This is a genomic window from Glaciecola sp. G7-5 (genome assembly GCF_055808975.1).
Genome location: NZ_CM147892.1, coordinates 4,940,489 through 4,958,088, shown reverse-complemented (window position 1 = coordinate 4,958,088; position 17,600 = coordinate 4,940,489). Strand labels below are relative to the sequence as shown.

The window sequence follows — 17,600 nt, the reverse complement described above, 5'->3', positions numbered from 1 at the left end:
GACCCAACACATTAACTCAAAACCTTTTATGATGCCGGCGTGCGCTACGCAGGCACTCTTGCTAATCGTTTGCGAATATCAACAGCAGGCAACACAATTTGCTTAGCAATCGCCCAAATATAGGCCACCATTTCTCTAGCAATAGCCACTTTAATGACGTTGTGATGTTTACCTTTCTGCATCAATCTTTGATAGCGCTGACACAGCCTAAGCTGTGCTTTCCAAGCGGTATCAATCACTATTTTAGGCAATCCTTCTTGTCGCCGTTGATGCTCTTTAGACACTTTTGCGGGGTGACGATAACTTTGCGCACCCTCGATTAATAGTCGTCGTGCCCGAACATTACCAGTTTTAGTAATGTTGCCGAGTTTTCGCTTGTCGCCACTAGAATGCTCACTAGGTACTAAGCCTAAAAAACTCATGAGTTGTCTAGGATGCTCAAATCGAGTGAGGTCACCTAGTTCAGCCACCATACCAGCAGCGACGAGCAAGGCGACACCGCGCATGGCTTGAACGGCTTTCACAACGGGAAAGTATCGCCACTGCAGAATGTGGTGAGCAAGTTGATTGTCTAGCCGTTCAAGCCGAGCAATCCGCTCACCAATGGTATTGAGACTTTCTTGCAACACAATGTGCTGAGCGGGATGGGGCAGCACTAACTCAGCCAACCATCGTAAATGTTTAGCCGACCAATTTGCGGTGCCAGGGTAGTTAATGTCATTGCGCAGTAGTAACGCTTTTAATTGTCTTCGGGCATCATTTAAGTCCCGCATAGCAATTTCACGGATGCGAGATAAATCTCTGACGGCTTCATCTTCGGGCTCGGGAACGTAGATGGGTGACACATCACAGTTCTTTACAGCATAAGCGAGCTTGAGAGCATCACGCTTATCTGTTTTGATTTTATCACTGGGTTTTTTAGGAATGAGTGATGGCGCAACAACGTAACATGGGTGGCCTAAGGAAGTAATAAGCCGGTATATCCAATACCCACAAGGGCCTGCTTCATAAACAAAATGCAAAGTCGCATTAGGAAACTTAGATTCAAATTGTCGAATAAGCTTTTTAATCGACGCTTTTGCGGTGGCAATTCTGCCATGCTGGGTCGCCTTACCTTGAAACCCATCTTCTAGCGAAGCGACTTCAATAAACTCTTTATGAGTATCCATTCCAACGAAAACTATGCTATTTTTAGTCATGCTGACCTCCAGTATTTAATGGTTCGAACATTAATTATGGCTCTGGTCTCGTTTTAAACGCAACTAACCCACGATATCTGGAGGTCAGTACCTTATGAAGAGTCATTATGTCTATTCGCTATTAAACATCGCTTGACTAGGTACGGCATTGCCGTATCATATGGTCCATGGTCTTTATAGAAACAAGCTTCTTTACCAAACTGCTACCAGATTACTTATCGGATGATGAGTATCGTGGTCTGCAATCTTACCTTCTTCAAAAGCCAGATGCCGGTGATATTGTAAAAGGCTCTGGTGGTGTCAGAAAGGTTAGATGGGCTTCTTCAGGAAAAGGTAAAAGTGGTGGCATACGCGCTATTTACTATTGGAAGAAGGCCGAACACGAGATATGGATGCTCACTATATATAGTAAATCGGAGCGCGCTACTATCGCAGGTCATGTTTTGAAACAAATAGCAGAGGCAATCGAAAATGAGTAACAGAGATATAGGTGCCGAAATTCTTGCAGGTATAAATGAGATTAAGGAATATAAAAAGGGAAAAGTCTCCCTACGTAATAACGAATTAAGTGAACCATCAGCACCACAGGTAATTCGTTCTAAATTGAAAATGTCTCAGGTTATGTTTGCAGGTTTACTCGGTGTCAGTACCAGAACTTTGCAGGATTGGGAGCAAGGTCGTAGAAATCCTCAAGGGCCAGCAGTTGCATTATTGCGGATAGCTGAGCAACACCCCGAAGTTTTTAGTGAGTTGAGATAAGCGGAGTGGCGACTAACAAATGCATGAAGACGGATTTGTCAGAAAAGCGCTGCCAAACCGCTTATGCAAAGTGTTGGTATGACTCTTCATGTCAAATAAAACGAGCAGATCCCGCCTTTTTTTTCAAAGCTTCTTAATTACAAAATAAATTGAGTTAATGCATCAGATGAAGCCAGTAATATTCGTCGGTTATCTTTGCTGGTATACGTGGGTTGCTAGTTGCCTAGCCTATCCAACCTTACTGTTTGCGACGTTGTACCTATCTTCTCTCTATGCTCGGGGATTATTGTAAGCCGTAGCCATCAATACCAATCCAACACTTGTCGAAGGTTGTACCGCTTCCGCGGCCTGACCCAACACATTAACTCAAAACCTTTTATGATGCCGGCGTGCGCTACGCAGGCACTCTTGCTAATCGTTTGCGAATATCAACAGCAGGCAACACAATTTGCTTAGCAATCGCCCAAATATAGGCCACCATTTCTCTAGCAATAGCCACTTTAATGACGTTGTGATGTTTACCTTTCTGCATCAATCTTTGATAGCGCTGACACAGCCTAAGCTGTGCTTTCCAAGCGGTATCAATCACTATTTTAGGCAATCCTTCTTGTCGCCGTTGATGCTCTTTAGACACTTTTGCGGGGTGACGATAACTTTGCGCACCCTCGATTAATAGTCGTCGTGCCCGAACATTACCAGTTTTAGTAATGTTGCCGAGTTTTCGCTTGTCGCCACTAGAATGCTCACTAGGTACTAAGCCTAAAAAACTCATGAGTTGTCTAGGATGCTCAAATCGAGTGAGGTCACCTAGTTCAGCCACCATACCAGCAGCGACGAGCAAGGCGACACCGCGCATGGCTTGAACGGCTTTCACAACGGGAAAGTATCGCCACTGCAGAATGTGGTGAGCAAGTTGATTGTCTAGCCGTTCAAGCCGAGCAATCCGCTCACCAATGGTATTGAGACTTTCTTGCAACACAATGTGCTGAGCGGGATGGGGCAGCACTAACTCAGCCAACCATCGTAAATGTTTAGCCGACCAATTTGCGGTGCCAGGGTAGTTAATGTCATTGCGCAGTAGTAACGCTTTTAATTGTCTTCGGGCATCATTTAAGTCCCGCATAGCAATTTCACGGATGCGAGATAAATCTCTGACGGCTTCATCTTCGGGCTCGGGAACGTAGATGGGTGACACATCACAGTTCTTTACAGCATAAGCGAGCTTGAGAGCATCACGCTTATCTGTTTTGATTTTATCACTGGGTTTTTTAGGAATGAGTGATGGCGCAACAACGTAACATGGGTGGCCTAAGGAAGTAATAAGCCGGTATATCCAATACCCACAAGGGCCTGCTTCATAAACAAAATGCAAAGTCGCATTAGGAAACTTAGATTCAAATTGTCGAATAAGCTTTTTAATCGACGCTTTTGCGGTGGCAATTCTGCCATGCTGGGTCGCCTTACCTTGAAACCCATCTTCTAGCGAAGCGACTTCAATAAACTCTTTATGAGTATCCATTCCAACGAAAACTATGCTATTTTTAGTCATGCTGACCTCCAGTATTTAATGGTTCGAACATTAATTATGGCTCTGGTCTCGTTTTAAACGCAACTAACCCACGATATCTGGAGGTCAGTACCTTATGAAGAGTCATTATGTCTATGTTTCGGTTGATACCGATTGAAGTTTTAAATGTTTGGTAAAGGGTATAAAGTCTTTATCAGCAAATAGCAGTGGGATACTTTTATTTATGCAAAATGTTGCAATTATTACGTCAGCGGTTTTTCTTATAGTTATGCCACGCTTTCTTAAAACACGATAATTTTCAGCTGCATTTATCGCTATTTCTGGTGAAAGCATACTAAACTGTGGTAATACTTGTAGGTGTTCTTTAGCTGTTTCATAGTCTTTGTCAGAACGAAACCCTTGAAGTATCTCCAACAAGATTAAATCACCAATGGCCACACTATCATTACTCAAAGCTGTATCTAACAAATTAGTTTCTTGTGTCTCAATACCTTTAAAGTAATCAATCCAAACACTAGTATCTACCAATATCATTCACTGGTTCTCATATCATCAAGGTCGCCTTCCCAATCTAACCTTCCTCTAAGAGAGCGAATCTTAGCTTGCTTTCTGAGTCTGATTAATGCTTTTAAGCCTTCTTCTACAGCTTCTTTTTTGGTTTGTAGACCAGTCGCACTGAGCGCGTCTGCCATTAATTTATCGTCGATGACAATGTTAGTTCTCATGTTGCACCTATGTGTAAAGAGTGGTAAGTTTATACACATTATGACTCAGTTGAAAAAACATAACAATAGATTGAAGACGGATAAAAATTATAGAGCAAATTTTTACCGCTTAATCAGGTGTTAGGCCTCACGTCTTGTTTTGTGTTGCGCATCGCGCTACAATTTAACTATGATAAAAACGTTTAAGCATAAAGGACTAAGGTTGTTTTACGAAAAAGGTAAAACATCTGGCATTCAAACACATCATGCAAAAAAGCTTCGTATGCAGCTTGCAGCAATTAATACTGCGCAGGAAATAGGAGATATAGATATTTCAGGATTTTCACTTCATAAGCTAAAAGGTGAACGAGCAAATATATGGTCTATATCGGTAAACGGAAATTGGCGAGTTACTTTTGAGTTCAAGGATGGTAATGCTTACATTCTAAATTATGAGGATTATCACTAATGAATATGCATAACCCGCCACATCCTGGCGAATTTATAGAATCAATATACTTGGAACCCCATGGCATTAGTTGCCGGACTCTGGCGACTCATTTAGGTGTTGCAGCTTCTACCTTAAGTAGAATAGTGAAAGGTAAAAGTGCAGTCACTCCGGAGATGGCGCTGCGTTTATCAAAAGCCTTGGGGAGAACGCCCGAGAGTTGGTTGAGTATGCAGGACAACTATGAGCTATGGCAAGCAAAGCAAAGTCTTGATTTAGAGACAGTTCAGCGGCTAGATCTGAATGCAGCCTAACAAAACTATCAACCGGATTTGTGGAAAAACGCCACAAACCGGTTATAGCAAGTGTTAACTCTCCTCGCTTACAACGTGCCTTGACTGATAGATTTGAATATGTACACTGTACATATGAAAACTTACAACTTCGAATGGGATGAAACTAAAGCCCAATCAAATCTCAAAAAAACACAGTGTATCTTTCGAAGAAGCTGAGTCTGTCTTCTATGACGAGCAAGCTCTAATATATTATGACCCCGACAATTCTGAAGGTGAGGACAGATTTCTATTATTGGGTACCAGTTTTAAACTAAAACAATTAGTAGTTTGCCATTGTCTGAGAGACGACGAGTCAAAAATTAGAATTATCTCGGCTAGAAAAGCCGATAAACGTGAATCTAAAGCATATCGAGAGGGGATGAAATGAGAGAACATTATGATTTTTCTAAAATGAAATCGAGAAAAAATCCATACGCTAAGCATTTGAAGCAATCTGTAACAATGCGATTAGATATTGATTCAGTGAAGTATTTTAAGTCAATGTCTGAAGAGTCAGGTATTCCATATCAGACTCTTATAAATTTATATTTACGGGATTGTGCTAGTAGTCAACGCAAATTGCAGATGGATTGGAGTGAGAGTTAACAAACCAATGAAGACGGACGTGCGCAAAAAGCGCGCTCGCCGCTTATTGGGGTGTTATTCGCTATTAAACATCGCTTGACTAGGTACGGCATTGCCGTATCATATGGTCCATGGTCTTTATAGAAACAAGCTTCTTTACCAAACTGCTACCAGATTACTTATCGGATGATGAGTATCGTGGTCTGCAATCTTACCTTCTTCAAAAGCCAGATGCCGGTGATATTGTAAAAGGCTCTGGTGGTGTCAGAAAGGTTAGATGGGCTTCTTCAGGAAAAGGTAAAAGTGGTGGCATACGCGCTATTTACTATTGGAAGAAGGCCGAACACGAGATATGGATGCTCACTACATATAGTAAATCGGAGCGCGCTACTATCGCAGGTCATGTTTTGAAACAAATAGCAGAGGCAATCGAAAATGAGTAACAGAGATATAAGTGCCGAAATTCTTGCAGGTATAAATGAGATTAAGGAATATAAAAAGGGAAAAGTCTCCCTACGTAATAACGAATTAAGTGAGCCATCAGCACCACAGGTAATTCGTTCTAAATTGAAAATGTCTCAGGTTATGTTTGCAGGTTTACTCGGTGTCAGTACCAGAACTTTGCAGGATTGGGAGCAAGGTCGTAGAAATCCTCAAGGGCCAGCAGTTGCATTATTGCGGATAGCTGAGCAACACCCCGAAGTTTTTAGTGAGTTGAGATAAGCGGAGTGGCGAATAACAAATGCATGAAGACGGATTTGTCAGAAAAGCGCTGCCAAACCGCTTATGCAAAGTGTTGGTATGACTCTTCATGTCAAATAAAACGAGCAGATCCCGCCTTTTTTTTCAAAGCTTCTTAATTACAAAATAAATTGAGTTAATGCATCAGATGAAGCCAGTAATATTCGTCGGTTATCTTTGCTGGTATACGTGGGTTGCTAGTTGCCTAGCCTATCCAACCTTACTGTTTGCGACGTTGTACCTATCTTCTCTCTATGCTCGGGGATTATTGTAAGCCGTAGCCATCAATACCAATCCAACACTTGTCGAAGGTTGTACCGCTTCCGCGGCCTGACCCAACACATTAACTCAAAACCTTTTATGATGCCGGCGTGCGCTACGCAGGCACTCTTGCTAATCGTTTGCGAATATCAACAGCAGGCAACACAATTTGCTTAGCAATCGCCCAAATATAGGCCACCATTTCTCTAGCAATAGCCACTTTAATGACGTTGTGATGTTTACCTTTCTGCATCAATCTTTGATAGCGCTGACACAGCCTAAGCTGTGCTTTCCAAGCGGTATCAATCACTATTTTAGGCAATCCTTCTTGTCGCCGTTGATGCTCTTTAGACACTTTTGCGGGGTGACGATAACTTTGCGCACCCTCGATTAATAGTCGTCGTGCCCGAACATTACCAGTTTTAGTAATGTTGCCGAGTTTTCGCTTGTCGCCACTAGAATGCTCACTAGGTACTAAGCCTAAAAAACTCATGAGTTGTCTAGGATGCTCAAATCGAGTGAGGTCACCTAGTTCAGCCACCATACCAGCAGCGACGAGCAAGGCGACACCGCGCATGGCTTGAACGGCTTTCACAACGGGAAAGTATCGCCACTGCAGAATGTGGTGAGCAAGTTGATTGTCTAGCCGTTCAAGCCGAGCAATCCGCTCACCAATGGTATTGAGACTTTCTTGCAACACAATGTGCTGAGCGGGATGGGGCAGCACTAACTCAGCCAACCATCGTAAATGTTTAGCCGACCAATTTGCGGTGCCAGGGTAGTTAATGTCATTGCGCAGTAGTAACGCTTTTAATTGTCTTCGGGCATCATTTAAGTCCCGCATAGCAATTTCACGGATGCGAGATAAATCTCTGACGGCTTCATCTTCGGGCTCGGGAACGTAGATGGGTGACACATCACAGTTCTTTACAGCATAAGCGAGCTTGAGAGCATCACGCTTATCTGTTTTGATTTTATCACTGGGTTTTTTAGGAATGAGTGATGGCGCAACAACGTAACATGGGTGGCCTAAGGAAGTAATAAGCCGGTATATCCAATACCCACAAGGGCCTGCTTCATAAACAAAATGCAAAGTCGCATTAGGAAACTTAGATTCAAATTGTCGAATAAGCTTTTTAATCGACGCTTTTGCGGTGGCAATTCTGCCATGCTGGGTCGCCTTACCTTGAAACCCATCTTCTAGCGAAGCGACTTCAATAAACTCTTTATGAGTATCCATTCCAACGAAAACTATGCTATTTTTAGTCATGCTGACCTCCAGTATTTAATGGTTCGAACATTAATTATGGCTCTGGTCTCGTTTTAAACGCAACTAACCCACGATATCTGGAGGTCAGTACCTTATGAAGAGTCATTATGTCTATGTGACTCACTAAATTAGATAGTTTTAGCGCAATGATCTATTATGCAAAGGGAATTTTTATGAGGAGCTTTAGCTTTCATGCCTGTCATTAGTCGATTTTACGGAATCATAATTGCGATGTATTTTAACGACCATAACCCGCCACATTTCCATGCAAAATATTCAGGCTATGAAGCGTTGTTCAATTTTGATGGTGAAATAATGGAGGGTGAACTGCCAAAGAGAGCTAGTAAATTTGTTAAAGAATGGCTTGAACAGCATAAAGATGAATTAAATGAAAATTGGAACAGAGCGCAAAATGGTGAGCCATTAAATTACATTGCGCCTTTGGAGTAATAAATGTTACACGTCAAGCAAGCTAAATATCAATCAGGCTTTGAGGTCTGGGTGAGTTTTGATGATGGAACGTCAGGCATAGTTGATTTACGAGATAAACTTCATGGCTCGGTTTTTGAGCCATTAAAAGATCCTAATTTTTTCGCTCGTTTGTCAGTAGATCCAGAATTAGACACTATCGTTTGGCCAAACGGTGCAGACCTAGCGCCAGAGTTTTTAAAACGTCACATAACAAAAACATGAGGCGGATTTTGGCAAGAGCGGCCAAAACCGCTTATGTAAAGTGTTAATTGCTATGTGTGTAAATTTATTACTCTTGATTCTATAAACTGCTACACTAATCACAGTTAAATTGTTTAGGGATATCTTTATGTCGGAAGCTCTTAAAAACCTTATGGATAGCATTGACCAACTGAGCACTAAAGAGAAAGCTCTAGCTGCTCATTGTTTATTATCAGCAATGGATGGACGTGCAGATGATGACGTAGAACAAGAGTGGTTATCACTGGCAAAAAAACGAAGCAATGAATTGGAAAGCGGTAACGTTAGCCCGACAACGTGGGATCAAATCAAGCAAAAATTGTAAGCTACATGCCTGAATTATTATTTCACCCAGACACCAAAGAAGAAATAAAATCGTCCTTTGATTGGTATCAAGAACAAGTAAAAGGTCTCGGATACGAGTTCGTACAAGAGTTAGACGATGCCTTTAATTCTATCCAATCCTTATCGCAAACTTGGCCTAAAATGGGGCAATATCATAGGCGCTTTATCTTAAGTCGGTTCCCGTATTCTGTGATCTATAAAAACGTAGACGAAAAGACAATTTATGTTGTTGCGATTATGCATAACCACCGCAAGCCAGGGTATTGGAATGACCGCAATTAACAAAACGATTAAGACGGATTTTCACGAAGAGCGCGTGAAAACCGCTTATAGTAAATGTTAGCTCTCTAAATGGATTTATCAAATCATGCACTTTAAATTAGCTATCATTTTAACTTTTTTGCCGTTCTCCTCGATAGCCGAAAAACTAGTTAGAGTGACATTCGATGAAACTACTATTTGTTACCCTAAATCTTACTCACCAAATACTTCATTTATGGATTCAATATTGGCTCCTATAAAAGGAGAACTTGACGACTCATCTGGGCAACAATTAGTATATATTCCTGCTCAAGTAATAAAGGATAAAGTCCCTGAGTACTCTTTAAGTCATGCAAACAAGTACAACCCGAAAGTGATGCATGACGTAAACGGAATTATCTACCCATTATCAACCATCGATATTAATGCGCTCAGCGATAATGCATGGAATATTCATCAAGAAATTGAAAAACCAATAGTCTATAAAGATCAAGAAACTGACTTTTTTAAAGTATTTACTTTCAAAAAAGAAATTGGGCCTTGGCACCTTGTAAAGTCAGCCCCAACTAAAGGTTCAAATAAACAAAAAGCCAAAGATTGGTATATTGGTTTTTGTGGTGAATTGGTAGGTTCATATAATTGTAAAGTAAACGTTGTGTACAAAGATATTGTGTATAACTATAGCCTAAACGAGCATAACGTATCGCTGCATAAACAAGTTCAAGCGGCATTGTTGGGTGAAATTAAATCTTGGGAAAATGCATGCCCCAAGAGCTAACAATAACATAAACCGGATTTGTGCAAGAGCGCCCAAAACCGCTTATGCAAAACGTTAGGGTCACAAGAGTAGTCTACAAATCCGGTAGTTTTCATAAATGGACATATATGTATTGAGTATGCATCATAAACGTCATGGAAATTCAATACGACCCGTCAAAAGCAGAATTAAATGAAAGGAAGCATGGTGTTTGATTCGATAAAGCAGCAAGTGTTCTCTTTGATACTATGGGGCTGAGTTTTGAGGACCGTGATTCAGAAAATGAGCATAGGTGGGTTCTTTTAGGGATGAGCACCCAAGATAGACTACTTGTGGTTGTTTATACACTTCGAGAAGATGAAATTATTCGTTTAATTTCAGCTCGAAAAGCGACAATTAAAGAGGTGAAACAATATGCGTAAAGAATATGATTTTTCAAACTCTAAAAGAGTTAAAGATGTTTCGCACTTATCCAAGCTTCAAAATGATGGCAAAACGAGAATCACGATAATGCTAGATAATGATGTGTTAACTACTTTTAAGGAAAAGGCACAAGCCGAGGGTATTGGATATCAAACTCTAATTAACGCCGCCGTAAGAGAAGCGTGTAACTCGAAGCCAGTTGATGAAGAATCGCTAAGACGAATTATCCGTTAAGAGTTGAAGGCTTCGTAAGTGAGATCGGACCCTAACAAAAGAATTGAAGGCGGATTAGATATTGCGCAATAGCGCTTATCGAGAGTGTTCAGAGGGATATGGTGCTTTAATTATGACAATTTTTACTACATTAGTTAAAGAGGTTCGTTCTTGTAAAATTTGTGCTCCTCATCTACCACATGGAGTGAGACCTGTATTGCAAATAGATGCTAAAGCAAAAGTGCTAATTGCGGGCCAAGCGCCCGGAAGAAAAGTTCATGAGACAGGCATACCTTTTGATGATGCAAGTGGAGACCGCCTGCGAAAGTGGATGGGTGTTTCGAAAGATACTTTTTATGATAAAGGCAGTGTTGCAATTTTACCGATGGGTTTTTGTTATCCTGGGAAAGGTAAAACAGGAGACCTTCCGCCTCGCCCTGAATGTGCCACAGCATGGAGAGATAAACTGCTTAAACAATTTGATCAATTACAACTCACTCTTGTAATTGGGAAATATGCGCAGTCTTATCATCTACCTAGCAATAAATTGTCACTGACAGAAACAGTAAAATCATGGCAAGATTATTGGCCAGATGTTCTACCATTACCTCACCCAAGTCCAAGAAATAATATATGGCTAAAACGAAACGCTTGGTTCGAATCCGAAATCATTCCTATCCTTCGTAAACGGATCAATGAACTGTTATAAAACAACATGAGCTAACAATGCCTTGCGCAGCAAAACGCTCGTATCCCTTGGTCTAACCTTATATTTTTTTAGCTAGAATAGAGCATGAAGTTCTTGTACTTTGAAAACCCTGAAAATTTAAACGATTGAATAAAACTTACGCTGCGCAAGTTGTTAATCTTCATCTCGGATACTGGGAATCGAAACCCGTAAAGACGTTGTAGCAATACTAACTTCTACAAAAAAACAAAACAAACCCAAGGCCAATAAGGCTAAGCTCGATACAAAGCTTCCTACTATCCAATTAGTAAGGTGAGAAGAAAAGTACCCTTGAATCACCAACAAAAAGATATTGATACATACCGCGATAGCTGCTGCACATAAAAAATTCACCGACCAGTTAGCCCAGCGCATTCTGCGAGAAAGGGCTTTTACCTCGGCTTCACGTCTATGTTGGCTATTTTCTGCTTCAGGTAAGTCAAACCAGCGAACTCGGTCAACTATTCGCGCTAGGCGAGCGGTTATCGCATTTAAAAAAGTGCCCATGCCAACTATTAGAAAAACGGGGGTAAGTGCTTGTTGTATAAGCATTATTGCGGTGAGCGGTTCTTGCAATGTGACCTTCCTATTAAGATGACAAATGTATAAACGTAGCTAGGTAATGCATGCTACATTAAAATTACTTATTTTAAAAAACAATCCCTTAGCACGAATGTTAAAGAAAGCTGTTGAAAAAAGAAACACGCTTGATATTATCCAAGTGTCAAAAAATTGACGCGTATATTGAAAGACAATATATAACTAAAAGTACTCAAGGGATATCGTGAGTGCTTAATAATAACATTAGTAAAAGAAAAATTTGCCAATGGATCGCAGTTTTTTTTGGGATATATATAACATGACGTTATCTCACAAAATCTTTCGCGTGACGGTTGTTGCGCTTGTAGTAGTATACTTAGCATCTTTATTTAGATTCTTAGAACCACCAACTTTTTTAGTTGAAGTCAATGTCAGCGCTGACGTCGTTATTGTAAGTACAATCGTTGCGGTGTATGTCTTTTTTCTTACGAAGGTCACAATAATAAACCGTAGAAGGCTAGAAAAAGTGCTAAACTAACAGCCTGCTAATTTAAGGTTTTGTTTTTACACTATGTTTTTGTTATTTCTTTATGTGTTTATAGCGCTATTTTTTTCGTTTATTTGCTCGGTTGCCGAAGCTGTCATTCTAAGTGTTTCGCAGGCGTATATTTCATTGCTTGAAAAAGACGGAAAGCCTTCAGGTAAGTTATTAAACAAACTAACGAGTGATATCAATAAACCGCTATCTGCTATTCTTACCTTGAATACGATTGCGCATACAATGGGTGCTGCAGGCGCTGGTGCGCAAGCAGCTAGTGTGTTTGGTGACGCGTATCTTGGCTTAATATCAGCCGTACTCACTTTTCTAATACTTGTTTTCTCAGAAATTATTCCAAAGACATTAGGTGCTACTTATTGGAAAGTCCTTGCGCCTCCTACGGCGATATTCCTAAAGTACTTAATACTTGCCTTATATCCATTTATTGTGATGTCGCAAAAGCTAACCAGTGGGTTTACTGAAGAGAGTGCGTTAAAGGGGCTCAGTCGCAGTGAGCTTCTAGCGATGGCTGAATTGTCTGAAAAGGAAGGCCAACTCGCTGAACAAGAGGGCCTGTTTTTACAAAACCTACTGCTATTGCATGAGCGTAAAATTAAAGATGCCATGACACACAGAACTGTTGTGTTTTCGTTACCTGAAGATATGACTGTAGCCGAATTTGTTGAGAAACACTCGAATATTGCGTTTTCTCGTGTACCAATATACGAGAATCAAGAAAGCGAGAATATTACTGGCTACATCATGCGCACCGATATTTTGCTAGCGATGGCGTCAGGAGAAAAAGATAAACGGTTAGCTGACTTCGCGAAGCCTTTGATTACTCTGTTAGGGGATATGCCACTTTCAACAACCTTTGATCATTTTTTAAACTCTCGTGTTCATATGCTGTTGGTGGTAGATGAATATGGCGGTCTCGAAGGTATATTGACTCTTGAAGACTTACTCGAGAGCCTGCTTGGTATAGAAATAGTAGACGAGCAAGATACCACCGTTAGCATGAAACATTTGGCCAAAATTATGTGGAAGCGCCGAGAAAAACGCATGGTAGCGCAATTTAATAATCGTGATGAACCCAAAAAATAAAAGAGTGAGTTTTGCCGAAGCAAAGGTTTTTTTCTGGCATTAACAGCTTTCGAATTCGCTTCTCATACCCGTTAAGTCTTCAAGAATATGCTCCCAAGTGCGCATATGGTGATGAAACTTCTCTTTTAGCGCTTTTGTTACTGTATCGTTGTCACGTAAATCAGCGGGAATTGCATAGAGAATACGCCAATGGTTAAGTGCACTAGTTGCTGCTGCACATAATTGTGCGCAATTAGCGAGGGCTTTGCTTTTACTTCGCAAAATATCATCGGTTGTTTTACAGAAGGGCTCCAATCTAGATTGGTCGATAGGAGTGAGGTTTTTGGTCACTTCGTAATCGCGCAAAAGTTGAATATATTCGGGATTGTCAGCTTCAATGTCATGGCCGGTTTCTTCTACGTAACTTTGAATTGCGCGAGCGTAGCCCATGGTTTCAAAAATACTTAAATGCAATGTTTGAAACATTCCTTCGCGCGCTTGTAAACGAGGATCAACAAATTTTTCGTTTTCATTGACAGCGTTGCTTTCAGTCGTTTGCTTATTTGTTTTTTTCTTGTCCATATATTCGTCCCGTGTCAGCGACAGTTCGTCAACATTGTATCTATTAATTGTACTGTAAATGCGTTCTTAGTTGCAGTCTTGTGCGGACAAAATGGCGATTGTGATCTGTATTAATGTAAACATTTGTGTTGCTTTGTTCGTAACACTTAACGTATGTAGACTTTATTTCTTTAAACTGGGCAATATATCGTATTGTATTGGTGCTTGAGACCGTTCGCTTGCTTACAAAGAGTAAGTAAACTGGTAAACTCTACGGCTTTGTGACGGCAAGATTCTAACGTCCACATTTCTTTGATAATAATTTTAAAGGTAGGCATGGCAACTTCTGAAAAAGCCCTTGATATTCAAGGCTTGCAAAAAACTTACAACGGCGGCGTAAAAGCCTTAAAAGGCATTGATTTACAAGTGCAGCAAGGTGATTTCTTCGCTTTGCTGGGCCCGAATGGCGCTGGAAAATCGACTACCATAGGTATTATTTGTTCATTGGTAAATAAGTCTAGCGGCACTATTAAAGTGTTCGGGCATGATTCTGTAGAGCAGGAAGTAGAAGCGAAAAGTTGCATTGGCTTAGTCCCACAGGAATTTAATTTCAATCAATTTGAAACACTAATGCAAATAGTCGTGAATCAGGCCGGTTATTATGGCGTGCCGCGAAGTGTAGCTAAAGAACGTGCCGAAAAGTACTTAAAACAGCTTGAGCTTTGGGACAAGCGTAATGCTAGATCCAGAGAGCTATCAGGAGGGATGAAACGCCGTTTGATGATAGCACGCGCGCTTATGCACGAGCCCAAAATGCTTATTCTTGATGAACCTACAGCGGGTGTTGATATTGAAGTTCGCCGCTCAATGTGGGCATTCCTAAAAGAGATAAATGATGCTGGAATAACCATCATTTTAACGACGCATTATCTTGAAGAAGCAGAAATGCTTTGCCGCAACATAGCGATTATCGATAAAGGTGTAATTGTTGAAAACACAAGTATGAAAAGTTTGCTATCTACTTTGAACATCGAGACCTTTGTTTTTGATGTCGCCTCGGGGGCTAAAAACATTAATATCCCCCAATTTGAATGCAGAGCGAGTGACGACCAAACATTTGAAGTTGATGTACCAAAAGACACTGGCTTAAATCGCGTGTTTGAAGAATTTTCTGCGCAAAACGTTCAAGTAATGAGTATGCGAAACAAAGCCAATCGACTAGAAGAATTATTTGTTAGGTTGGTAAAATCTAATAGCACATCTGAAGATGAGCCAGGAGGTGTTAATACGCCTGCACAAGAAAACGAAAAAGTTAGAAAAGGGAAAGCATAATGAGTAGCCAAGCTAATCGCAACTTTGTTGCTTTAAAGACAATCTGGATAAAAGAGTGCACACGGTTTTTACGTATTTGGATACAAACGCTCGTTCCACCTGCGATCACTATGTCTTTGTATTTTGTGATTTTTGGTAGTCTAATAGGCAAGCGAATAGGTGAAATGGGTGGCTTTAGTTATATGGAGTTTATCGTTCCAGGCCTAATAATGATGTCTATTATTACCAATTCATATTCGAATGTATCGTCTTCGTTTTTTAGTGCTAAGTTCCAGCGCAACGTAGAAGAGTTACTGGTAGCGCCAGTCCCTACATGGGTCATAATTATGGGTTTTGTTGGAGGCGGCGTGACCCGTGCACTTATCATAGGCGTGATTGTTACCTGCGTATCTATGTTTTTTGTTGATGTGCAAATTCATAATTTCTTTGTGGTTGTTGTGACGCTTGTCCTAACTGCTGTGTTGTTCGCTACGGCCGGTCTTATAAATGCGATTTATGCGAAGAATTTTGACGATATTAGTGTTATTCCCACCTTCGTTTTAACACCGTTAACTTATTTGGGTGGTGTTTTTTATTCGATTACTTTGTTGCCCGAATTTTGGCAAATAGTCAGCAAAGCTAATCCTATCGTGTATATGGTCAACGGCTTTCGATATGGATTTTTAGGGGCTTCAGATGTTAATCATTGGATATCTATAGCATTGTTGATTGGTTTCAACATTGTGTTACTTGCCTTGGCTTATAGATTGTTGAAAAAAGGCGTTGGCATACGTGCGTAAATTGGTGGTTAAAAGTTTATAATGACGGTCTCGCAGGCGCGCAGCATCACGAGCAATCAAAGTGAAGTTCATGACGATTTGGATAAGATGCTTGCTAGGCATAAAGCCAACGAATTTAAACGCCCAATAGCGCAGCACACACAACAAGCATTTTGTGTAATGCTCGAGTGGCTAGGCACTTACAATGGTGACGTAATCCTTGATGCTTGTTGCGGTGTTGGCGAAAGTACTATTAATATTGCAGCAGAGTATCCTGAGGCAAAGGTGATCGGAGTCGATAAGTCTACTGCTCGCCTAAAAAAGCATAAAAGTTATGTTGAGAAAGTGGATGAAACAACAATATCGCCCAGCAGTGACAGTAACTATTTGCTCATACAGGCAGACTTACATGATTTTTGGCGTTTATTTGTTGCTTATATTGAAAATGAAAAGCCCTCTTGGAAAGTTATAAAGCAGTTTATTTTGTATCCAAACCCTTATCCTAAAAAAGCGCAACTAGGAAAGCGATGGCATGCCAGTGCGATTTTTCCATTTATAGTTAAGTTGTGCCCTAATATTGAAGTGCGCTCCAATTGGCTAATTTATTTAGAGGAGTTCGCTCAAGCGGCGGTATTTTATGATTTAGAACCAAGGCTTGAAGCTATACCTGATTCTGCAACAAGCAAGGCCTACACACCCTTCGAACGCAAATATTTAGAGGCCGGTCAGACTTGTTTTAAACTGGTCATTCTGCCTTGTGGTTCAGATAAATAGTAGCCTTGGCCATAAACAATGCCTAGGTCGCGAACGGCATCTAAGGTGTTGTCGTCTTCTATATGTTCTGCAATAAGGTCACATTGCGACGTTTTACAGTGCCTTATAATTTGCTGAATTGTTGCTTTATCTTCACCTGTGCGAGCAAAACGCGTGACCATATTCCCTCTAATTTTTATAGCATGTATCCCAGTAGCCACCAGCGCCCTAAACTTATCATCGAAGATATGTACATCATCGACCGTAATGTGAACGTTGGGCAGTTTTTCTAGCAAGTTACGCAAAAGATACGGGTGATCTTTTACACTTTCATAGCTAAGTTCTACTCCTATAAGATCGGTATCGCGCTCACTGAATAGTTTTTGCATCCACTGCATAAGCGCTGCATCGCTTAAGTCTGTTTTGAACATATTAATGCTCCATCGCATATTTTTTGACATGCAATAGGCACTGCTTAGTTCTAAAATACGCTGGGTTAACTGAGCATTAGACTGGGAACGGCTGATAATAGAAAGAAATTCACTAGGCAAATATATAATATCGTCAATGGTAATCAGTCGCGCAAGGCATTCATAACGCATTACTTTATGACTATCTAGGTCAAATATAGGTTGGAAAAACGGGACTATTTGTTCGATCGAGAAGTTTTCGACCACGGCTCTTGCTTGCACGATGATTCCTAAGATGATGGATGCCTATACTGGTTATCAGTCAATTTCTATATAGCTTTAGGGCTTTGGTGGCATA

The 17,600-nt window shown here is 40.7% G+C and carries 27 protein-coding genes and 1 pseudogene; 20 read left to right on the top strand and 8 right to left on the bottom strand.

The annotated features are described in order from the left end of the window. Positions 1–44 precede the first annotated feature (44 nt). The gene (locus tag AC0L6H_RS21800) at positions 45–1,199 is read right to left on the bottom strand and encodes an IS110 family RNA-guided transposase (protein WP_473391525.1); all 1,155 of its coding nucleotides are present in this window, start codon (positions 1,197–1,199) and stop codon (positions 45–47) included. A 167-nt stretch (positions 1,200–1,366) separates the two neighbouring features. Here AC0L6H_RS21800 and AC0L6H_RS21795 point away from each other — a divergent pair, with 167 nt between their 5' ends. Both AC0L6H_RS21795 and AC0L6H_RS21790 read left to right on the top strand, forming a co-directional pair. Beyond that, on the top strand, positions 1,367–1,678 hold the full coding sequence (locus tag AC0L6H_RS21795; RefSeq protein ID WP_473391537.1) for a type II toxin-antitoxin system RelE/ParE family toxin: 312 nt from the start codon (positions 1,367–1,369) through the stop codon (positions 1,676–1,678). Next, the gene (locus AC0L6H_RS21790) at positions 1,671–1,958 is read left to right on the top strand and encodes a helix-turn-helix domain-containing protein (protein WP_136252537.1); all 288 of its coding nucleotides are present in this window, start codon (positions 1,671–1,673) and stop codon (positions 1,956–1,958) included. The genes AC0L6H_RS21795 and AC0L6H_RS21790 overlap by 8 nt, the downstream gene beginning before the upstream one ends. 394 nt (positions 1,959–2,352) lie before the next feature. Here the strand turns inward: AC0L6H_RS21790 and AC0L6H_RS21785 are convergent, their stop codons facing one another. The 3 genes from AC0L6H_RS21785 to AC0L6H_RS21775 form a co-directional block, all read right to left on the bottom strand. Continuing rightward, positions 2,353–3,507 (bottom strand): IS110 family RNA-guided transposase, encoded by a 1,155-nt coding sequence (locus tag AC0L6H_RS21785; protein ID WP_473391525.1) that lies wholly within the window; start codon positions 3,505–3,507, stop codon positions 2,353–2,355. A gap of 111 nt (positions 3,508–3,618) precedes the next feature. Continuing rightward, the gene (vapC, locus tag AC0L6H_RS21780; protein WP_473391536.1) at positions 3,619–4,020 is read right to left on the bottom strand and encodes a type II toxin-antitoxin system VapC family toxin; all 402 of its coding nucleotides are present in this window, start codon (positions 4,018–4,020) and stop codon (positions 3,619–3,621) included. Further along, entirely contained in the window at positions 4,017–4,211 is a 195-nt protein-coding gene (locus AC0L6H_RS21775; RefSeq protein ID WP_420672687.1) for a type II toxin-antitoxin system VapB family antitoxin, read from the bottom strand. Before AC0L6H_RS21775 ends, vapC begins: the two co-directional genes overlap by 4 nt. A gap of 169 nt (positions 4,212–4,380) precedes the next feature. Between AC0L6H_RS21775 and AC0L6H_RS21770 the strand changes: the two genes are divergently transcribed. The 6 genes from AC0L6H_RS21770 (at position 4,381) to AC0L6H_RS21745 (ending at position 6,281) form a co-directional block, all read left to right on the top strand. Beyond that, positions 4,381–4,659: a type II toxin-antitoxin system RelE/ParE family toxin gene (locus AC0L6H_RS21770; protein ID WP_473391534.1), complete on the top strand. Its 279-nt coding sequence runs from the start codon at positions 4,381–4,383 to the stop codon at positions 4,657–4,659. Further along, complete coding sequence (locus AC0L6H_RS21765) at positions 4,659–4,952, top strand: HigA family addiction module antitoxin (RefSeq protein ID WP_473391532.1); 294 nt, start codon at positions 4,659–4,661, stop codon at positions 4,950–4,952. The genes AC0L6H_RS21770 and AC0L6H_RS21765 overlap by 1 nt, the downstream gene beginning before the upstream one ends. Positions 4,953–5,091: 139 nt before the next feature. Then, the gene (locus AC0L6H_RS21760) at positions 5,092–5,361 is read left to right on the top strand and encodes a BrnT family toxin (protein WP_473391531.1); all 270 of its coding nucleotides are present in this window, start codon (positions 5,092–5,094) and stop codon (positions 5,359–5,361) included. Next, entirely contained in the window at positions 5,358–5,579 is a 222-nt protein-coding gene (locus AC0L6H_RS21755; protein ID WP_473391530.1) for a BrnA antitoxin family protein, read from the top strand. The genes AC0L6H_RS21760 and AC0L6H_RS21755 overlap by 4 nt, the downstream gene beginning before the upstream one ends. A 110-nt stretch (positions 5,580–5,689) precedes the next feature. Next, positions 5,690–6,001, top strand: coding sequence for a type II toxin-antitoxin system RelE/ParE family toxin (locus AC0L6H_RS21750; protein ID WP_473391528.1), 312 nt, complete (start codon positions 5,690–5,692; stop codon positions 5,999–6,001). Then, positions 5,994–6,281: a helix-turn-helix domain-containing protein gene (locus AC0L6H_RS21745; RefSeq protein WP_473391527.1), complete on the top strand. Its 288-nt coding sequence runs from the start codon at positions 5,994–5,996 to the stop codon at positions 6,279–6,281. Before AC0L6H_RS21750 ends, AC0L6H_RS21745 begins: the two co-directional genes overlap by 8 nt. Positions 6,282–6,675: 394 nt before the next feature. Here AC0L6H_RS21745 and AC0L6H_RS21740 read toward each other — a convergent pair whose 3' ends face one another. Further along, complete coding sequence (locus tag AC0L6H_RS21740; RefSeq protein ID WP_473391525.1) at positions 6,676–7,830, bottom strand: IS110 family RNA-guided transposase; 1,155 nt, start codon at positions 7,828–7,830, stop codon at positions 6,676–6,678. A 192-nt stretch (positions 7,831–8,022) separates the two neighbouring features. Here AC0L6H_RS21740 and AC0L6H_RS21735 point away from each other — a divergent pair, with 192 nt between their 5' ends. The 8 genes and pseudogenes from AC0L6H_RS21735 to AC0L6H_RS21700 all read left to right on the top strand — a co-directional run bounded on the left by AC0L6H_RS21735 (position 8,023) and on the right by AC0L6H_RS21700 (position 11,249). Continuing rightward, complete coding sequence (locus AC0L6H_RS21735; protein WP_473391524.1) at positions 8,023–8,280, top strand: DUF4160 domain-containing protein; 258 nt, start codon at positions 8,023–8,025, stop codon at positions 8,278–8,280. Positions 8,281–8,283: 3 nt separating this feature from the next. Further along, positions 8,284–8,523 carry a DUF2442 domain-containing protein gene (locus AC0L6H_RS21730; protein ID WP_473391523.1) on the top strand — a complete coding sequence of 80 codons (240 nt, stop codon included), beginning with the start codon at positions 8,284–8,286 and terminating at the stop codon, positions 8,521–8,523. 127 nt (positions 8,524–8,650) lie between these two features. Further along, entirely contained in the window at positions 8,651–8,866 is a 216-nt protein-coding gene (locus AC0L6H_RS21725; RefSeq protein ID WP_473391521.1) for an addiction module protein, read from the top strand. A 5-nt stretch (positions 8,867–8,871) separates the two neighbouring features. Beyond that, on the top strand, positions 8,872–9,168 hold the full coding sequence (locus AC0L6H_RS21720; RefSeq protein ID WP_473391520.1) for a type II toxin-antitoxin system RelE/ParE family toxin: 297 nt from the start codon (positions 8,872–8,874) through the stop codon (positions 9,166–9,168). A gap of 85 nt (positions 9,169–9,253) precedes the next feature. Further along, a complete protein-coding gene (locus AC0L6H_RS21715) occupies positions 9,254–9,925 on the top strand; it encodes a hypothetical protein (protein WP_473391518.1) in 672 nt (223 codons plus the stop codon). Between the two features lie 206 nt (positions 9,926–10,131). Then, positions 10,132–10,326: pseudogene (locus AC0L6H_RS21710) on the top strand (BrnT family toxin); the annotation flags it as partial. Next, a complete protein-coding gene (locus AC0L6H_RS21705; protein ID WP_473391517.1) occupies positions 10,319–10,561 on the top strand; it encodes a BrnA antitoxin family protein in 243 nt (80 codons plus the stop codon). The pseudogene AC0L6H_RS21710 and the gene AC0L6H_RS21705, both read left to right, overlap by 8 nt. Positions 10,562–10,673: 112 nt before the next feature. Then, the gene (locus AC0L6H_RS21700; protein WP_473391515.1) at positions 10,674–11,249 is read left to right on the top strand and encodes a uracil-DNA glycosylase family protein; all 576 of its coding nucleotides are present in this window, start codon (positions 10,674–10,676) and stop codon (positions 11,247–11,249) included. A 153-nt stretch (positions 11,250–11,402) separates the two neighbouring features. Here the strand turns inward: AC0L6H_RS21700 and AC0L6H_RS21695 are convergent, their stop codons facing one another. Next, a complete protein-coding gene (locus tag AC0L6H_RS21695) occupies positions 11,403–11,843 on the bottom strand; it encodes a DUF2721 domain-containing protein (RefSeq protein WP_473391514.1) in 441 nt (146 codons plus the stop codon). A 535-nt stretch (positions 11,844–12,378) separates the two neighbouring features. On the opposite strand from AC0L6H_RS21695, the gene AC0L6H_RS21690 reads away from it, so the two are divergent. Beyond that, a complete protein-coding gene (locus AC0L6H_RS21690; RefSeq protein ID WP_473391512.1) occupies positions 12,379–13,449 on the top strand; it encodes a CNNM domain-containing protein in 1,071 nt (356 codons plus the stop codon). A gap of 39 nt (positions 13,450–13,488) precedes the next feature. On the opposite strand, the gene AC0L6H_RS21685 is transcribed toward AC0L6H_RS21690, so the two are convergent. Continuing rightward, positions 13,489–14,010, bottom strand: coding sequence for a hypothetical protein (locus tag AC0L6H_RS21685; RefSeq protein ID WP_473391511.1), 522 nt, complete (start codon positions 14,008–14,010; stop codon positions 13,489–13,491). Between the two features lie 315 nt (positions 14,011–14,325). On the opposite strand from AC0L6H_RS21685, the gene AC0L6H_RS21680 reads away from it, so the two are divergent. The 3 genes from AC0L6H_RS21680 to AC0L6H_RS21670 are packed head-to-tail and all read left to right on the top strand — an operon-like array spanning position 14,326 to position 16,853. Beyond that, entirely contained in the window at positions 14,326–15,321 is a 996-nt protein-coding gene (locus tag AC0L6H_RS21680) for an ABC transporter ATP-binding protein (RefSeq protein WP_473391510.1), read from the top strand. Beyond that, positions 15,321–16,100: an ABC transporter permease gene (locus AC0L6H_RS21675; protein WP_473391508.1), complete on the top strand. Its 780-nt coding sequence runs from the start codon at positions 15,321–15,323 to the stop codon at positions 16,098–16,100. Before AC0L6H_RS21680 ends, AC0L6H_RS21675 begins: the two co-directional genes overlap by 1 nt. 21 nt (positions 16,101–16,121) lie before the next feature. After that, positions 16,122–16,853, top strand: a complete 732-nt coding sequence (locus AC0L6H_RS21670) for a class I SAM-dependent methyltransferase (RefSeq protein ID WP_473391507.1) — start codon at positions 16,122–16,124, stop codon at positions 16,851–16,853. Here AC0L6H_RS21670 and AC0L6H_RS21665 read toward each other — a convergent pair. Next, positions 16,805–17,524, bottom strand: a complete 720-nt coding sequence (locus AC0L6H_RS21665) for an EAL domain-containing protein (RefSeq protein ID WP_473391505.1) — start codon at positions 17,522–17,524, stop codon at positions 16,805–16,807. The genes AC0L6H_RS21670 and AC0L6H_RS21665 overlap by 49 nt on opposite strands. Positions 17,525–17,600: the final 76 nt, after the last annotated feature.

Excerpts from the sequence above, each read along its gene's own strand:
- AC0L6H_RS21800 (WP_473391525.1), bottom strand. The coding sequence starts at position 1,199 with ATGACTAAAAATAGCATAGTTTTCGTTGGAATGGATACTCATAAAGAG.
- AC0L6H_RS21795 (WP_473391537.1), top strand. The coding sequence starts at position 1,367 with ATGGTCTTTATAGAAACAAGCTTCTTTACCAAACTGCTACCAGATTAC.
- AC0L6H_RS21790 (WP_136252537.1), top strand. The coding sequence starts at position 1,671 with ATGAGTAACAGAGATATAGGTGCCGAAATTCTTGCAGGTATAAATGAG.
- AC0L6H_RS21785 (WP_473391525.1), bottom strand. The coding sequence starts at position 3,507 with ATGACTAAAAATAGCATAGTTTTCGTTGGAATGGATACTCATAAAGAG.
- vapC (WP_473391536.1), bottom strand. The coding sequence starts at position 4,020 with ATGATATTGGTAGATACTAGTGTTTGGATTGATTACTTTAAAGGTATT.
- AC0L6H_RS21775 (WP_420672687.1), bottom strand. The coding sequence starts at position 4,211 with ATGAGAACTAACATTGTCATCGACGATAAATTAATGGCAGACGCGCTC.
- AC0L6H_RS21770 (WP_473391534.1), top strand. The coding sequence starts at position 4,381 with ATGATAAAAACGTTTAAGCATAAAGGACTAAGGTTGTTTTACGAAAAA.
- AC0L6H_RS21765 (WP_473391532.1), top strand. The coding sequence starts at position 4,659 with ATGAATATGCATAACCCGCCACATCCTGGCGAATTTATAGAATCAATA.
- AC0L6H_RS21760 (WP_473391531.1), top strand. The coding sequence starts at position 5,092 with ATGAAACTAAAGCCCAATCAAATCTCAAAAAAACACAGTGTATCTTTC.
- AC0L6H_RS21755 (WP_473391530.1), top strand. The coding sequence starts at position 5,358 with ATGAGAGAACATTATGATTTTTCTAAAATGAAATCGAGAAAAAATCCA.
- AC0L6H_RS21750 (WP_473391528.1), top strand. The coding sequence starts at position 5,690 with ATGGTCTTTATAGAAACAAGCTTCTTTACCAAACTGCTACCAGATTAC.
- AC0L6H_RS21745 (WP_473391527.1), top strand. The coding sequence starts at position 5,994 with ATGAGTAACAGAGATATAAGTGCCGAAATTCTTGCAGGTATAAATGAG.
- AC0L6H_RS21740 (WP_473391525.1), bottom strand. The coding sequence starts at position 7,830 with ATGACTAAAAATAGCATAGTTTTCGTTGGAATGGATACTCATAAAGAG.
- AC0L6H_RS21735 (WP_473391524.1), top strand. The coding sequence starts at position 8,023 with ATGCCTGTCATTAGTCGATTTTACGGAATCATAATTGCGATGTATTTT.
- AC0L6H_RS21730 (WP_473391523.1), top strand. The coding sequence starts at position 8,284 with ATGTTACACGTCAAGCAAGCTAAATATCAATCAGGCTTTGAGGTCTGG.
- AC0L6H_RS21725 (WP_473391521.1), top strand. The coding sequence starts at position 8,651 with ATGTCGGAAGCTCTTAAAAACCTTATGGATAGCATTGACCAACTGAGC.
- AC0L6H_RS21720 (WP_473391520.1), top strand. The coding sequence starts at position 8,872 with ATGCCTGAATTATTATTTCACCCAGACACCAAAGAAGAAATAAAATCG.
- AC0L6H_RS21715 (WP_473391518.1), top strand. The coding sequence starts at position 9,254 with ATGCACTTTAAATTAGCTATCATTTTAACTTTTTTGCCGTTCTCCTCG.
- AC0L6H_RS21705 (WP_473391517.1), top strand. The coding sequence starts at position 10,319 with ATGCGTAAAGAATATGATTTTTCAAACTCTAAAAGAGTTAAAGATGTT.
- AC0L6H_RS21700 (WP_473391515.1), top strand. The coding sequence starts at position 10,674 with ATGACAATTTTTACTACATTAGTTAAAGAGGTTCGTTCTTGTAAAATT.
- AC0L6H_RS21690 (WP_473391512.1), top strand. The coding sequence starts at position 12,379 with ATGTTTTTGTTATTTCTTTATGTGTTTATAGCGCTATTTTTTTCGTTT.
- AC0L6H_RS21685 (WP_473391511.1), bottom strand. The coding sequence starts at position 14,010 with ATGGACAAGAAAAAAACAAATAAGCAAACGACTGAAAGCAACGCTGTC.
- AC0L6H_RS21680 (WP_473391510.1), top strand. The coding sequence starts at position 14,326 with ATGGCAACTTCTGAAAAAGCCCTTGATATTCAAGGCTTGCAAAAAACT.
- AC0L6H_RS21675 (WP_473391508.1), top strand. The coding sequence starts at position 15,321 with ATGAGTAGCCAAGCTAATCGCAACTTTGTTGCTTTAAAGACAATCTGG.
- AC0L6H_RS21670 (WP_473391507.1), top strand. The coding sequence starts at position 16,122 with ATGACGGTCTCGCAGGCGCGCAGCATCACGAGCAATCAAAGTGAAGTT.